This window comes from Syntrophaceticus schinkii (genome assembly GCF_000946815.1).
Lineage (GTDB): Bacteria > Bacillota > DSM-12270 > Thermacetogeniales > Thermacetogeniaceae > Syntrophaceticus > Syntrophaceticus schinkii.
Genome location: NZ_CDRZ01000112.1, coordinates 1 through 15,471 on the forward strand (window position 1 = coordinate 1; position 15,471 = coordinate 15,471).

Annotated in this window: 14 protein-coding genes and 2 pseudogenes; 15 read left to right on the forward strand and 1 reads right to left on the reverse strand. The window is 45.6% G+C overall.

Annotated elements, in window-relative coordinates:
- Positions 1-532 precede the first annotated feature (532 nt).
- The 15 genes and pseudogenes from SSCH_RS16345 to SSCH_RS05845 all read left to right on the forward strand — a co-directional run bounded on the left by SSCH_RS16345 (position 533) and on the right by SSCH_RS05845 (position 14,599).
- Positions 533-2,173, forward strand: coding sequence for a cell wall-binding repeat-containing protein (locus SSCH_RS16345; RefSeq protein ID WP_198142197.1), 1,641 nt, complete (start codon positions 533-535; stop codon positions 2,171-2,173).
- A gap of 220 nt (positions 2,174-2,393) precedes the next feature.
- On the forward strand, positions 2,394-2,528 hold the full coding sequence (locus SSCH_RS20830) for a hypothetical protein (protein WP_269746127.1): 135 nt from the start codon (positions 2,394-2,396) through the stop codon (positions 2,526-2,528).
- 260 nt (positions 2,529-2,788) lie between these two features.
- The gene (locus tag SSCH_RS05790) at positions 2,789-3,016 is read left to right on the forward strand and encodes an addiction module protein (protein WP_044664643.1); all 228 of its coding nucleotides are present in this window, start codon (positions 2,789-2,791) and stop codon (positions 3,014-3,016) included.
- Positions 3,017-3,040: 24 nt separating this feature from the next.
- Positions 3,041-3,331, forward strand: a pseudogene (locus SSCH_RS21775) (type II toxin-antitoxin system RelE/ParE family toxin); the annotation flags it as partial.
- A 1,010-nt stretch (positions 3,332-4,341) separates the two neighbouring features.
- Complete coding sequence (locus tag SSCH_RS17435) at positions 4,342-4,518, forward strand: flavodoxin family protein (RefSeq protein WP_084710963.1); 177 nt, start codon at positions 4,342-4,344, stop codon at positions 4,516-4,518.
- A gap of 186 nt (positions 4,519-4,704) precedes the next feature.
- Entirely contained in the window at positions 4,705-4,908 is a 204-nt protein-coding gene (locus SSCH_RS05800; protein ID WP_044664645.1) for a hypothetical protein, read from the forward strand.
- A gap of 65 nt (positions 4,909-4,973) precedes the next feature.
- A complete protein-coding gene (locus SSCH_RS05805) occupies positions 4,974-5,795 on the forward strand; it encodes an SDR family NAD(P)-dependent oxidoreductase (protein ID WP_052835370.1) in 822 nt (273 codons plus the stop codon).
- Positions 5,796-5,827: 32 nt separating this feature from the next.
- A complete protein-coding gene (locus tag SSCH_RS22335) occupies positions 5,828-6,052 on the forward strand; it encodes an AAA-type ATPase lid domain-containing protein (RefSeq protein ID WP_052835371.1) in 225 nt (74 codons plus the stop codon).
- A gap of 311 nt (positions 6,053-6,363) precedes the next feature.
- Positions 6,364-7,254: a LysR family transcriptional regulator gene (locus tag SSCH_RS05810; RefSeq protein ID WP_044664646.1), complete on the forward strand. Its 891-nt coding sequence runs from the start codon at positions 6,364-6,366 to the stop codon at positions 7,252-7,254.
- A gap of 315 nt (positions 7,255-7,569) precedes the next feature.
- A complete protein-coding gene (locus SSCH_RS05815) occupies positions 7,570-8,112 on the forward strand; it encodes a 4Fe-4S dicluster domain-containing protein (protein WP_044664647.1) in 543 nt (180 codons plus the stop codon).
- A pseudogene (locus SSCH_RS16355) lies at positions 8,102-10,161 on the forward strand (aldehyde ferredoxin oxidoreductase N-terminal domain-containing protein). Before SSCH_RS05815 ends, SSCH_RS16355 begins: the two are co-directional and overlap by 11 nt.
- Before the next feature lie 98 nt (positions 10,162-10,259).
- Positions 10,260-10,967, forward strand: coding sequence for a formate dehydrogenase accessory sulfurtransferase FdhD (locus SSCH_RS16360; RefSeq protein ID WP_232294249.1), 708 nt, complete (start codon positions 10,260-10,262; stop codon positions 10,965-10,967).
- Positions 10,968-11,129: 162 nt separating this feature from the next.
- Positions 11,130-12,347 (forward strand): MFS transporter, encoded by a 1,218-nt coding sequence (locus SSCH_RS05835; protein ID WP_044664649.1) that lies wholly within the window; start codon positions 11,130-11,132, stop codon positions 12,345-12,347.
- A 61-nt stretch (positions 12,348-12,408) separates the two neighbouring features.
- A complete protein-coding gene (locus SSCH_RS05840; RefSeq protein ID WP_044664650.1) occupies positions 12,409-13,173 on the forward strand; it encodes an SDR family NAD(P)-dependent oxidoreductase in 765 nt (254 codons plus the stop codon).
- A gap of 178 nt (positions 13,174-13,351) precedes the next feature.
- Positions 13,352-14,599 carry an MFS transporter gene (locus SSCH_RS05845; protein WP_044664651.1) on the forward strand — a complete coding sequence of 416 codons (1,248 nt, stop codon included), beginning with the start codon at positions 13,352-13,354 and terminating at the stop codon, positions 14,597-14,599.
- A 635-nt stretch (positions 14,600-15,234) separates the two neighbouring features.
- Here SSCH_RS05845 and SSCH_RS18190 read toward each other — a convergent pair.
- Positions 15,235-15,417: a DUF6930 domain-containing protein gene (locus SSCH_RS18190; protein ID WP_408645700.1), complete on the reverse strand. Its 183-nt coding sequence runs from the start codon at positions 15,415-15,417 to the stop codon at positions 15,235-15,237.
- Positions 15,418-15,471: the final 54 nt, after the last annotated feature.

The window sequence follows — 15,471 nt, forward strand, 5'->3', positions numbered from 1 at the left end:
TAGAGTGACTATCCGGGCCCTCCATCATATCCAAAATGGATTTCAATCCTTCAGGACCGAGGTAAGCTCCCAGGGCATACTGTTCACCCAGTAAGTGATTCCCTAATCCAAATAATACTCATAAAAGGGGTGCCACTTCTATTTCGACAAATAACAGGTGATTCCTTTGTTTTGCACCCGAACGAAACCTATTAACATTTTTCCGTCTGGTTTTTCCGAAATAACGGAATTTTAATCGGACTTAGGCTGGTATTATTCTGTTTTTTCGATAAAAAACGTGCCGGTGATTCGGGTGTTTACTAAACAGGGATAACAATCAATAATTTGCGCTACTTGGTTAAAAAACAGACAAAAGTGTTTCTAACCGGCATGCCGTGACACTCTGCTGTCATAGTAGTTTGCTAATATATTTCATGGAGAACAGGCAGCATTGTCAATAGGAGGATTCTTATTGATGCTCCAAACTGCAAAGCAGTGTGGAGATTCTCATGAATTTCCGAATAACTACCTTAAAAGAAAGGAGGTGAGAATCATGAAACGTGTGTTTAAAATTGTTTTTTGTTTTTTAGCAATTACAATTTTAAGCGTTGGTTTTTTAGCTTCCCCGGCTTTAGCATCTGATGCAAAACCTATTGTAAATATATATGAAATAGAACCAAATAATACAATAAATCAAGCAAATGTACTGAGCAACAATTATTATGGAGAACATAGATACTATATTTATGGGACGATCACTAATTACTATTATGATCTTGATCATTATCGATTTACTGTTAACAGCAGTGGTAAAGTTACATTAGGTGGTGGCTGGTTAGGAGATTACTTTGGACGCGGTTTGGAAGATCAGCTAATAATTGGTTTAATGGATTCGCAAGGGAATATCATTCATGCAGCTATACTAGTTGGTTCGTATCCAGATACTATTAGATATTTAAGCGCCGATATACCTGCCGGCACATATTATATAGTTGTATGTCAAGGGACTAAATACAAATACATATTTGTCAATGAACCATATGGAATTGTTCTCGATTTTACACCCTCCATTAGCTACGCAACTGTTAATTTTAACTCACAGGGAGGTTCAAGTGTATCAAGTATATCCGTCGCTCAAAATTCAACAATAACAGCTCCAACAGTACCTACTAGATCCGGATATGCATTCGGTGGCTGGTATACGGAAGCTGAATGTATAAACCCTTGGAATTTCAGGACAGATGTCGTTACTGGTAATATGACACTTTACGCAAAATGGGTCCCTTCCACCAATGCTAACGTCAAGCGCATCGCAGGGGGCGACCGATACGAAACCGCAGTAAAGGTGAGCCAGGATGGATGGACGACCGCCGACACTGTGATTTTGGCAAGGGGCGATGATTATGCTGATGCTCTAGCGGGGGTGCCTCTTGCTTATCAACTGGGTGCACCGATTCTCCTAACCCATACTAATAGCACCATACCGGCGACCACGGCAGAGATAACACGCCTGAAAGCACAGAGGGTTATCCTCTTGGGAGGACCTGGCGCCATCTCCGATAATGTCAAGAGAGAACTTGAACGCCTTGGCCTTACTGTAGAGCGCATTGAGGGGAGAGACCGCTACGAAACTGCCTCTTGTATAGCTGACCGCATGAAAAAGGGCGCCGTATTTGACACCGTCTTTATAGCTGTAGGCACCAACTTTGCTGATGCTTTGGCTGCCAGCAGTTATGCTGCTATGAAGGGGCAACCCATTCTCCTTTCAGAAACAAACTATTTGCCACAGGCTACGAAAAATGCCATAGTAGATTTAGGGATAAATAATACGGTTGTCTGCGGTGGGCCGGCAGTTGTGAGTGAGAGCGTGTTTAATCAGCTACCTCATCCCAAGCGGGTATATGGGAATGACCGTTACTTGACCGCGCTGGAGATGGCGAAGGAATTCATGCCGGAAAGCACAAAACACGTTTATATCTCCACAGGTTTAAACTTTCCGGATGCCATTGCCGGAGGTGTCCTGGCAGCCAAGAATCACAGCGGTTTGCTGCTGGTACAGGGAAATCATGCAGTACCTATCCAGCAAGTACAGGATTTTTATATAGATCGAGAATTTACAGGTGCAACAATATTCGGCGGCACAACGGTTGTGAGCAGCGGACTGGAAAAATGGTTTAAAGGCAATCCACTGTAATAGTTACCCGGGAATATTGGTAGATGATGGGGAACCCTTTCGGGGGTTCCCCTTTCGTTAACGCGAAACACGTAAAAAATACAGTGATTTATTCAGGGCATCGGACCGGAGGAGTCATCAAGACTAGCCGCCAGCGAGAAACAATTACACCACTGGGGGGGTCCCCGCCGTACTTGGGTTCACAGCGCTTGGAAGCAAGATGGAAGAAGCAGGGAAGAAAATGCAAAACATAGGCTGCCTGCTTACAGGGATAATTACGATACCTATTATCGGCCTGGTGTTTCTTGGTGTGCCAGGGCTTGTTATCGGTATTATTGTGGGTGGCCTAATAGCATATGGAGCAAAGAAACAGTGATCGCACATGGGCGTATTTCTGTAATTCTGTAGAGGCCACAATTTGGTTTCGGTAGGTTACAAGCAAGGTGTTACATAGGTTTATGACTGGAAGGTTATTGGAAACTAATGTCGAATTTAGTAACAGAGGAAACTTGTTATAAAGTGTCTAACCTTCCTCGTGGCGGTACTGCGGGTACCTTTTCGAGATTTTCGCCGGTTTACACTATGGTATAATGAGAAAGAAGAATTCATAAAGGAGATTACAAGAGAGGTGACATTATGAGTTCCAAAACAAATGATCTGCTTACAATGATTGAATCTCTACCAATAGATGTTAAAACTACATTGGTTGAAAAATTACTTGCAAGCATGCAGCCCTTACAAAAAGACGTAGATGATGAGTGGATAAAAGCAGCAGAAGAAAGAATCAGTGAGATAAAAACAGATAATGTCAAGGTTATTCCTGGCAATGAAGTTTTCAACGAAATCAAAGAGAAGTATGGCTGATGAAGTACTCTTTTCAATCCAAAAGCAAAAAACGAGTTCCTAGACGCCATAGACTATTATGAATCATGCAGTACAGGTCTTGGTTTGGAATTTGTCAATGAAATCTATTCTACAATACAGCGCATAATCCAATTTCCTACCGCTTGGTCTAAGTTTTCCGAAAACACACGAAGATGTTTAACCAAACGTTTCCCGTTTGGCATCATTTATCAACTCTTAGAAGATAATGATGAATTCATTATAATTGCTGTTATGCAGGTTAATAGAAAGCCAAATTATTGGAGAAAACGGGTTGGGGTATTAAGAAGAAGATAGGGATGCTTAACCTAGGTAACCGGTACCTTTGCAACAACACTGGCCTCAGATGGCAAATCAAAGTAAACGGAGACTTAACTGCGCACCTTGTTATGGACTGTTTGGTAGGAGAAAGAAAAACATTCCAGGAAAAAGTCAGGCCGGTTTGTTCCTTACATAAATTCATTCCTGATTTTTTCTGCAATCCATAAACGGATCAAAGTCTGATACGGCAGCCCCTTTTTAGCAGCGATTTTTTTACGGCCTCGATCTGGCTAGGTTCCACAGCCTATTCTGAAATTACAGCATCTACCGAAATAATAGAGAGCAGACATAATATCAAAGACAATGTATTTCATCTGCGATGGCATCAATTGCACAAAACATTTGAGGAAATGTACCCATGTTATTCATCATTTGAAAAAGCTATTATAGATGATTTAATGAAGTATTAAGCCATTAAAAGGGCTATAAAAGCAAAGAATTGCACAATTCGATCATTCAGACAAAAGTCGGGTGGTAACCGGTACCTTTACGAGGGGAGTGGCCTTTCTCCACGAGCTTGCTCGTGACCAACGGTGCCGGCTTAGTTAATTGCTTTAATTCTCGTACTCCGCGTGTAAATCACTCCATATATAATTAGGCTATACGGGTAAGCAGTCCGGTTTCGTATATTTCCTTAATTAATAAAAAGAAAAAGAATAAACGGTATTCCAATAATTATTAGTGAAGCGATAATCCTGGTAAGGCAGCTTCCTTTCGTTAACTCACCAAAGTTCCAAATAGTTGAACGATTTATTGAATCACCCAAATTAATCATTGGATTGTTTTTTTATATTCTTCTATTTTGCGTTTCTCTAGTTTGTCTTTCTCATCTCTTATATCCATACTACCACCTCCTATTATTTAGATGGTTAGTTCACATTTTATTTTAATCCAACTGCGCGGTTACTTTCTACTAGATTTCAGAGAAAAACTTTAAGTGTTAAAATATTATAGAAAACAATACAAAAAACATGGGGGTAATAGAAATGAAGGTATTGTTGGTGAACGGAAGCGCACATAAAGAAGGATGTACCTATACGGCATTAAGGGAAGTTGAGAAGGCATTAAACAAAAATGGAATAGCAACAGAAATCTTTCAGCTTGATGCAGAGCCGATCGCTGGCTGTAAAGGGTGTCGTTCTTGCAAGAAAACAGGGAAATAGAGTAACAGCTCAGATCACCAAAACCGGAAAAACCGCAATGATTTAAATAGGACTCCATTGTTAAAAAAACCGAACCTAAGATGATGTGGAAATGCATGGTATCATGAATAATGCAGCCTATGCTTTATATAGTAGGTTTATAGAGAGGGATCTGATGAAAATCTATATATTGGGGGGTCATATTCCATGAGAATTTGTCGTCAGTGTCAGTGTAAAATGGTTGAGGGGCTTGATGTTAAGGTTGATAGCGCAGGATACGGTATTACGATCGCTGCAGGTACTGGTATTTTTGCAAACAGAATAGAAAAACCTAAAGTTGCAATCTGCCCTAAATGTGGTGAGATATCTTTATATATTGAGAATATAGATAAAATTCCAAAGAAACGATAAAGAAGGAAGCAAAAAGAATGTCCCCTTGCTACAGCTATGGCTGTTGATTTATAAGGCGTATTCCTATGTATGAAAGCGGAAATCGCTTATATGAAGAAAGCGGTGGAGGAGTTATCATCAATACCGCCTCAATAGCCAGTCTGAAGGGATTCCATACTATGTCTGCTTATTGTGCAGCAAATTTTGTAGTGGTCGGTCTGACCAGAGCGGCTACTGCTGAATACGCCTCTGACAAGATACGTATCAATGCCGTGTGTCCTGTCAGCCTTAGCAGGAAACTTGATCAAAGTAAGCGGACCATTAAATTATTGAATAGCAAATTATCCAAGGTAGCATTAGCTAAATACAGTTTCGATAATCTTGTAGGCGATAGTCCTTTGTTCATGCAAAGTATAAAAAAAGCCAAACGTGCCTCTAAGACAGACTCCACAGTGCTGATAATAGGAGAGACTGGTACTGGAAAGGAGCTTTTTGCTCATTCAATCCATAACTGCAGTAGTAGAGCAAAAAAGCCGTTTATCAAATTAAACTGTGCTTCGATTCCTGATAATCTTTTGGAGAGCGAGTTTTTCGGCTTTGAAAAGGGTTCTTTTACTGGTGCAGAGAAAAACAAAGTTGGGATGTTTGAGCTTGCAGATGATGGGACAATATTTCTAGATGAAATAGGCGAAATGAGCTTGCCGCTTCAAGCTAAGATTTTGCGAGTTTTGGAGGAAGGAGAGATGTACCGGATCGGAGGGGTCAAACCTATATATGTTGATGTTAGGATTATATCTGCTACAAACAGAGATCTATATAAACTTGTAGAGCAAAATAAATTCAGGTCCGACCTTTTTTACCGTTTAAATGTTTTTAATATAGAAATTCCTCCTCTGCGGAAAGGGTAGATGACATAAATCTACTTGCAACACATCTTTTAATGGATTTGACACGTAGAATAGGCAAGAACGTTAGTGGGTTTTCCAATTCCGCGTTAAAGATATTAAAAAGTTATTACTGGTCCGGCAATGTGCGGGAATTAAGGAATTGTATAGAGAAAGCGATAATTATGTCAGATAGTAACATCATTAATGCCAGTGACCTTCAGTTTATTGTTAACACTAAAAAAGAAAGAGAGCAGTATGACGAGATAATTCCGTTGTGATAGCAAACTGCTATGACAGTGTAGTGTCACATTCATGCCGGCAAGCAATAATTTTTGTCATTTTTTTAACAGGGGTAGGGAGGGAGGGGGTTATTGCAGGAAAATGCGTGAAGCCAAACCATCATTAATTTGTAAAAATGGAAGGCAAATCTATGCCTTATGTCAAATTAATAATAATAATAATAGAGTCGATCCGTTTTTTCATGGGCATTTCATTACTCACCTGGGGATATTTACCATGCTCCTTGTCAATAAAAATATATTATGGTATCATTGATTATATTAACTAATGTCATTAAACGGAGGCAAGTATGGATATTAAAAGTTTCAGATATTTTATTAGCTTGGCCAGGCATCGGAGTTTTACCAAGGCGGCCAAGGAATGTTCGGTGACCCAGACCGCCATGAGCATCCATATTTCCAAGCTGGAAGAAAAATTGAACTTCAAGTTGTTTTCCCGCAATAGCCGCAATGTGGTTTTGACTGAGGCCGGCGCACATTTTCTGGTCCACGCCAAGCGGATGCTGGAGGAATACGAGCAGGCGGTAGCAGAATCCTATAATATTTCTCTGGGTTATGACGGCCGTCTTCTAGTGGGCGCCAGTAATTTCCCTGATGCGATTTGTATCATCGATTATATCAAGGCTTTTCACAGAAAATACCCCAATATCCTGGTGGAGACCGTTACGGAAACCGAAGTCAATGAGCCAGATGGCTTTCGGGATCTGGAGCTAGACGTGGCGGTATGCCTGCCATATGAGTTGCAGGCAGATCCGGATATCGACGTTATACCGCTGGTCCGGCGGCCACTGCGTTTTGTGGTGAGTGCCGATCATCCGCTGGCCGATAAGCAGAAGCTCAACCCAAAGGACCTGGCCGGCGAAAAGATATTCGTTCTGCAATTGACCCGTTTTCGCAATACCTCTGACAGGGTCAGTCAGGAATGGCTGATGAGCGGTATTGACACGTCTCAGCTTATTGAGGTGGATGATTTCGACGATATCCTCATTTTGGCCAGTTCCGGTCTTGGTGTGGGTGCCTTGCCTTATTATCTGACTGATACCAGCAATTCCCGTTTCGTGGTGCTAGATTTGGATGGCATGGCTCCTTATGCCGATCTGGCCTTGGCCTACCTTCGCGACAGCCAGAATCCGGCTTTGCAGTTGTTTTTGGAAGTGGTGCAGGAAATGCGTAAGGAATAGCCACCTCCGCTTTCATCCGCTGTATTTGTCTGACACTGGGGTTGAAAAGCTCTGCTACCTGCTTATTTAGAAAAATCCCTTCTGTTATTTTTCTTATGATAAATATTCTTCTGTCTTTTTTTGTTCATTTCTGTTTTTACCCTCCCATTATATCTTTTTATCATTTTCCCTGATGAGTTATGCTATGACATTTTTCGCAAATAAACAAAATGCGGAAGTTGGGTATTGACATGAGAAAGTTATAAATATATACTTCGATCGAGAAGTAATATTTATATGTCCATATATAATATTAATGAAAAGGGGCAATAGTCTATGGATAAAAGTAACAGCAGAAAGGAATTATATGGCAACCATGTGGTACAGTACGCGCCGGAATACTCCTTCTGTTCCGGTTGCACCTCCTGTGAGATCGTATGCAGTCTGGTGCATGACGGAGTAGTCAGTCCAAGTTATAACAGGATCTATGTGGACCGCGGTACCTCCACCATGGTGCATCGGATACGAGCCTGCTTGCATTGTAATGACCACCCTTGTTATGATGCCTGCCCGAAAAAGGATAAAGCAATGTGCATAGACGAGAACAATATCGTCTACATAGTGGAAGACGAGTGTACTGGCTGCGGACTGTGCAGTAAAGCCTGCCGCCTGAAACCTTCCGCAATCAACATGGTCAAAAGCCGCGACAAGAGCAAGCGTAAAGCCAAGAAATGCGATCTATGCCGCACTCGTCCGGAAGGGCCGGCCTGCGTGGAATTTTGCCCTGTCCGCTGTATCGGGTTGAGTGAGGAGTCGCAACAGATACCCCTGGACGCCGCTGGGATTATTAATAGAATGGAGGATCACCATGGGAAATGATGTGAAATTATATGGCTATGTAGGTAAAATCGCCCGCATTAATCTTACAGACAAAAGTGTGGAGATCATCCCCACCAGCAAATATGTGCCTAAATATATCGGCGGTCGTTGTATCTGCAATAAGATTTTCTGGGACGAAGTTAAACCGGGCGTCAAAGCCTTCGATCTGGAGAACAAGCTAATCTATATGACCGGTCCCACCACTGCTACCGGTATCCCTACTGGTGGCCGTACCGTATTTACCGGTATCGCAGCCAATAACCTGCCGGAGCAATATGCCTGGAGTGGTATTGGTGGCTGGTTCGGCGCGGAGTTGAAATTTGCCGGCTACGACGGTTTTATCCTGGAAGGCCGTGCCTCGGAGCTCACTTATATCTGCATCGAGGACGATAAAATTACATTCCGTTCCGCTCGTAATTTGTGGGGCAAAAAAGTCCATGATACCCAAGCTAAACTGGAAGAATGGCATGGATCTAAGACCAAGAGCATGGTCATCGGTCCGGCGGGTGAAAATTTGATGCGCAACGCCAGCGTCACTACCAGCAATGACAATGTAGCGGCTAAGGCTGGTTTCGGAGCGGTATTCGGCTCCAAGAACTTAAAGGCTATTACCTGCAAAGGTACGGGCGTGGTCATCCCTTACGATATTCCAAAGGTGCTGGAACTGCGGCGGAAAATGGGCGATCCTTATATGTGTCCCAGTCCGCTGGTACAGGAGAGCTCCCATGGAATGGACGGCAACACTATGGAAGTGAACTGGACCCGGGGTCAGGTGGCCTGCAGTCATGGCTGCAACCAGCATTGTAACAGATTGATGATCGATATGAAATCGGCATTTAAAGAAGAACGAGTCAATCATGTGGAAAAATGCGTCAGCATTTTCGCCTTCGGTTTCCAGGAGGACTGCAGTTGGCTGCCCATCCAGAACTGGGAGACGAAGCAGAACCATTTCTTACCCTGCAAGATGTTGAGCATGGAGATGCCGGAGCCGGATCCCAGTGATCCCCATTTCCAGGATCTTTTTAAACAAGTGCGCGGTGACAAGGTGGATTTCTGGAAGCCCGATCTGGACAAGGGCTCAGTGATGATGGATATGTGCAACGAGTACGGCATAGATAAATGGGATGTGATCGTATGGCTTTTTCCTTGGCTGGCTATGGGTAAAAAAGAGGGTGTATTCGATGATGTCGATTTCGGCATGGAGATCGACGTGGAGTCTGAGGAATTCGTCAAACACATGCTGGATATCATTACCTACCGAAAGGGATATTATGGCAATATCCTGGCGGAAGGCATGGCCCGTGCTATCCGTATCCTGGGCAAAGAAAAATTCGGCGACACCATCTACCATGGCCGCTATTCCCAAGTGGTGCCTGGATTGAGGCTTGATATCCCTATCAGCCTGGAGACTGCCTGGGGGCATTCTTACCATTGGCAGGGCCGTGGTTTCGAGGGTACCATCAACAAATCCGGCTGGCTGGCTAGCTCACTGATGCTGATGACATCCACTCGTGATACTAATACCGTTGCTCATTATCATGACACCTACCAGAATTATCTCAAGATAAAAGACGATCCCTGCCACAGCCAGGTACTGATCGACGGCATAATCATGAATGAGAATAAGGCGGAATTGAAGGATTCTGTCACCTGCTGTGAATGGCAGAGCGTCAATTTGTTCTGGACGGATATGGAGGTACAGATGTTCGAGGCGGCTACCGGTTATTCTCTTTCCGAGCAGGACTGAATGATGCGGCGGAGCGTTCCCATCTCTTATTTAGGGCTATCTTGATGCGCAATCACGGGCGCGACCGGGACATGGAGGTCAATGCCATTTTCCCCACCATGCAGTATCCGGACCCCTACGGCGAGACCGTAGACTGGGATGACTGGAACGATCTGGTAGATATGTATTACGATAGCCGTGGCTGGGACAGAAAGATAGGCTGGCCGTACCGGGAAACCTGGGAAAAATACGGCCTCAAGGATATCGCCGATGAATTGGAAAAGCTGGGCAAGCTGCCGAAGCGTTCCGCTGTAACGAAGTGATTAGAATAACTGACCGAACGGAGATCGCCGCCAGCTATTCCACACTGGAGACGCTATCGCTTTCTTGTGACGGGGAGCGGGAGATCATATCCAAGCAGGTGGCGGCGGAAAAATGCTTGTTGGTGTATATTGGGGACCGGTTGACGTTGAAGATTATCTGCAGCCCATCCCATCTTGGTTATTTGCTTTTGGGTTATTTCTACAGTGAGGGTGTTATTGCATCCCCGGATGAGATCGTGCGTATCGATATCAGCGCCGACGGTCGACGGGCGGATATCCAGCTCCGGGAAGGCTCTGATTCTGAATTAGCGTGGCCGCGTGTAGAACAGGTGCTGAGCGCTGCCAGTGCCAACAAATGGCTGTGGGTCACCCGCCGGGAGAAAGGGAGGGAATTGCGTCCTTTGCCACGGCATGAGTGGCAAATGCAGGAGGTGTTCGCTCTGGCGGACGAATTCCATCATGCCGAAGTCTATGTCAGTGCCCATAGCCGTTCCGTCCATAGCTGTACGTTGAGCGTATGCGGTGTAGAACGCTATTTTTGCGAGGATATTGGCCGCCATAATGCTTTGGACAAGGTGATAGGCATGGCTTTGATGGGCGGCGTGGACCTGAGCAACACCGTTGCCTATACCAGCGGCCGTGTGCCCGTTGATATGGCGGTGAAAGCAATCCGCAGCCGCATCCCGGTGTTGATCAGTAAATCTCTACCCTCGGCGGAAGCAGTGGAAATGGCCAAAAAATACAATCTCACCATGATCTGTGCAGCCCAACCTCATAATGTGCTGGTATTCGCGGACGGAGCTTAGTCAAGTGAGTGAAAAGGGAGTGAAAGTGTAGCCAGCAATCTGTGGAGTGCGGATTTATTCCTGCAGCTGATTACTGTAATACTTGTCGTTTTCCAGATTCATACATGAGTGAGAGAATACATATTAAGATTCAAAATATTTAGAAAGCGAGTGTGATAGTGAATGGAAAAAAGCCCCTACAAGTATGTACTGGTCTTTATTATGACTTTCGGTCTGTGCTTCTCTGGATTTACTAACGTTATTTATGCAGCACGGGCCCTCGATGTAATGCAAATATTCAATATGAGCCAAGCGCAACTGTCCGCTATTTCCAGCGTCAGCAATCTTCCCGCATTTTTCTTCGCCATCTGGCTGGGCAATCTGATCGATAAGAGAGGTGTCCGTAAGATTCCGATCATCCTGTTTGCCCTGGCGACCGTCGCGGGAGTGGCGCGTGTCTTCTCCCCCAACTATACCATACTGTTTCTCCTTACTTTTCTCGGCTGTACCTTCTTCCTGCCCGTCAATATCATTGCTCCCAAGCTGTTTGCCCCCTATTTCTCCGCAGGCGAAATGGGAGCGGCAATCGGTGTTTATAGCTCCGGCGCCGGACTCGGCACTACGCTGGCTTTCGCTTTGGGACCAATGTTCAGCTCCACCAAGGCAGCTCTGGCTTTTATCGCCGCGGGTTACGCCGTGATGATGATCCTGTGGATTATTTTCGTCAAGGAGCCGCCAAAGGCTGAGAACGCTCCTGCTATGCAAAAGACCGATATGAAGGCGGTCCTGAAAAGCAAGACCATGTGGAAAGTCATGTTGTGCGGCGGCCTTGCTGTGGGTGCTGCCATTCTGTTGAACAGTTACGCAGTAACCGCATTCATCGGCAAAGGCATGGAACCTGCCGCGGCCAGTGTTATCGCCACCATCATGAACTTCTGCCTGTTGGTTGGCGGTGTGGTGGCCGGTTTTATCGTATCCAAGGTGGGACGCTATAATGTGCCGTATGTTATCATCTGCGTTGGCGGCGCCATCCTCTATTACCTAGCTTACTGGCTGCCAGTAGGTACCATTACCTACGTCATGATCGGTATTGCCGCTTTTGTGGTGGCCGGTTCCATTGGCGTGAATATGGGCCGTATTGCCCTGATCCCTGTTACTGGTGAATTCGGACCGGAGAACATCGGCGCTGCCGGTGGCATGAACCAGACCGCTGTCGGTCTGATCGGTTTCATTTTGCCCACCATCGCGGCTTCCATTTTCGGTACCAATTATATGGGCGTGTGGACATTCGCCGCGGTTATACTCGTTATCATTGGCATTCTGGGCGGTGTGCTTACACCTGAGCTTGGACCCAAGGGTAAATTGGCTCAGGAACAAGCTTCCGCAGCTACCGGAAAATAATTGTCCGTTATATTTACGCGGGCAAAGCTATAGATAATAACAAATTAAGGAGGTATTCTATATGGACAGAATGAAAGGTAAGATCGCTGTTGTGACCGGCGTGGCCTCCGGTATTGGTAAGGCTATCGCCGAAATGTTCGCCGCTGAGGGTGCGAAGGTAGTGGCAGCGGATTTTGACGCCACGGGCGGTCAGAAGACTGTCGACGGCATTAAAGCGAGAGGCGGCGAGGGCATCTTTGTTTCCACCAACCTACGCAAGAAAGAAGATGTGGAAAACCTGAAGCAGGTGACGCTGGATACTTACGGCACCATCACTACCCTGGTTAACTCCGCTGGGGTATTGGTTCATGCTCCCTTCATGGAACATACCGACGAGGATTATGAAAAAGTCAGTGAGACCAATTTCCGCGCTTATTGCTGGACTATGCAGGCTTTCCTGCCGGTGATGGTGGCTAATCCCCAGCAATGCTCCGTACTGAATATCGCCTCCATCTCCTCCGTCAAGCCGGAATCCAACGCCTATTATTACGGTGCGTTCAAGGCCGCAGTGGACCTGATGACCCGTAACCTGACCCGGGAATTTTCACCTCAGGGTGTGCGTCTGAACGTGATTTGTCCCGGCCCGGTCAATACGAATATGACCCCGCAGGAAGTGAAGAACAGCCCGGTGATCCAAGCTGAGATGTGCAAGAATGTCTGTTCCGTCGGCCGTCTGGGCGAGCCGGAAGATATAGCCTATGCTGCCACATATTTGTGCTCTGACGAGGCTTCATGGGTAACAGGCGCTCACTTTGTCATCGACGGTGGCGCTTGCATGATGGGTTAAGTTTTTCAAAGAACTGTTATGGTCCGGCCCCCAGGGCCGGACCTATTTTCCCTGGTACTGATGCTGACCCAGTGGTGGATGGGCATATATACTCGGGGTCGGATAATTTCCCTGTGGGCTTCAGAAAAGCGGAGTAATATGACACTCTGAGGATCGTTTTATAGAAAGGAGAAAAACGATGGATGAAAAATTATACCCACAGCGTTGGTTGATATTGGCGGTATTGTTTGTAGTAGTAAGTATTTTGCAGTTTGCAGTTATTATTACTCCAGGTATTGCTACAATTTTTATGCCTGAATATGGTTTTACCCCAGCCCAATTTGGTATCGTATGTAATATGCCCTTCCTGGCCGGTGTGCTGTTCGGCATCCCCTGCGGGTCTCTGGGCGACCGCTATGGCACGAAAAAACTGATGCTCATCGGTCTGATCATATTTATAGTTGGTGCGTTTTGGCGGGTTTTCGCTGCGGACTTCATCTCTCTTTGTATATCCAGTTTGGTGATGGGTTTTGCCTTAGCTACCCTTAACTCCAATTCCACCAAAATAATACGTTTATGGTTCCCCGGCCGGGCCATGGGTTCTGCTATGGGTGTGTATGTATGCGGTGCCTCTAGAGGAGCCGGCGTGGCGCTGAAGATCGGTCCCAGCTTTGCTAATTCCGCTGCCGCCTTTATGGCCTGCGGTTACGCAGCTATTGCCACCCTCGTAGTCTGGTTGCTGTTCTTCCGTAACCATCCTGACGGTGAGAGGAGCGAGGAAGAATCGAGCCTGCAGCAGATGAAAGTGGTAATGAAAGACAAGAACGTATGGCTGATCTCAGTGATGATCTTTTTCATTTTCGGCTGCTCAACTACGGCTCAGACCTATATGAACGCTGGTCTGGCTGATTACGGCTCCGGCAATATAGCGATGGCTTCCAGCATTTCCGCTTCCTCGGCGCTATTCGTGGCCATCGGCTCTATTTTTATGCCCGCCTTTTTCGCCAGGTTTAAGAAGTTGCGCCCGGTAATGCTGCTCCTGTGCATTGCTCAGTTCATCGTATTGTGCCTGATCTTTATCCTTCCCTTTGGCCTCCCTACGCTGATCCTGATGTTCTTCATGGGACTGTTCCTGGGTGGTATGCTGGCCATGGGTAAGGCCATTCCGGCGCTGTTACCCAATATCAATCCCAAAAACCTGGGAGCGGTAGGCGGCATTCAGAGTACATTCCAAAACGTGGGCGCCTGGTTCGTGGCCGGTTATATCATCGCCCCGATCTGCCAGGCTGTGTGCCCCGGCAATCTCTATTTTGGGATCTATGTGGGCTGTGGTATCTGTGCTTTGCTGGCGGGACTAACCGTTATGTTGCTGCCGGAAATGCCTACCTCCGTCGATGCCAAGCTAAAGATGGAAATGGGAAAAAACGCTGCCAACGCGGACATCTGAACAGTTTCTACTCCTCAAAATAGAGTATCCCAGTTATTATCTGTACTTTTTAGCAGTTTTCTGGTTGGGTAAGCAAAAAAGCGCATCAGTTGATGCGCTTTTTTGCTAGTTAGCTCAGTATGCCTGTTGAGTTGGTAGGTTGAGAGAAACCATACCGCCTAGTTAATGACTGAAAAAAATAATGAAAACAAATGTCAAAATTAGCAACAGATATAAGAGGCAACTGGAGAAAGGCAGGATAATCTATGGAATACCGTACCGGAGGAGTCATCAAGACTGGCCGCCAGCGAGAAACAATTACACTACTGGGGTGGTCCCCGCCGTACCTGTGGTGAGCCGGTGTATCTCACCAAAAATGGTGAGGGCGATCTCGTGGTGATGGATATAGAGGTAGCTAGTGCGGTAGAAATAATGATAAAGATTTGAAGATTGATCCCTTATTCAAGCCCAGTCTGGAAAAAGTATATATCACCAAGTAAAGAACGGCTGGCCTAGAAAATAATCGACTCGCTATCCTCCCCTGGTTATACGGGAGGAGCAAACTCGAGGAGAAAAGCCCATCCCCTCGCAAAGGTACAGGTTACCACCCGAACACCCACCCTGTTTGCAAGGTGGGTTTCGTTTTATGCTCATCTTTACCAGTCCCTGCTGAACATATCCTCTCTGACATGGGGAATTGTGGCCAACTGCTCGACTCTTTCCAAAGAAATATTCAACTGATGACAAACATCTTTTATCAAGTGATAGGTTTCGTCACGTTCAACGAGAATCCGGGAGGGAATTTTTGAGTCAACCATCAAATCAGTTAGGCACTGAATGCAGTGATACCCTTCCTACTGAAATATTACTTTTACCATTTCATCGTCCCAGGA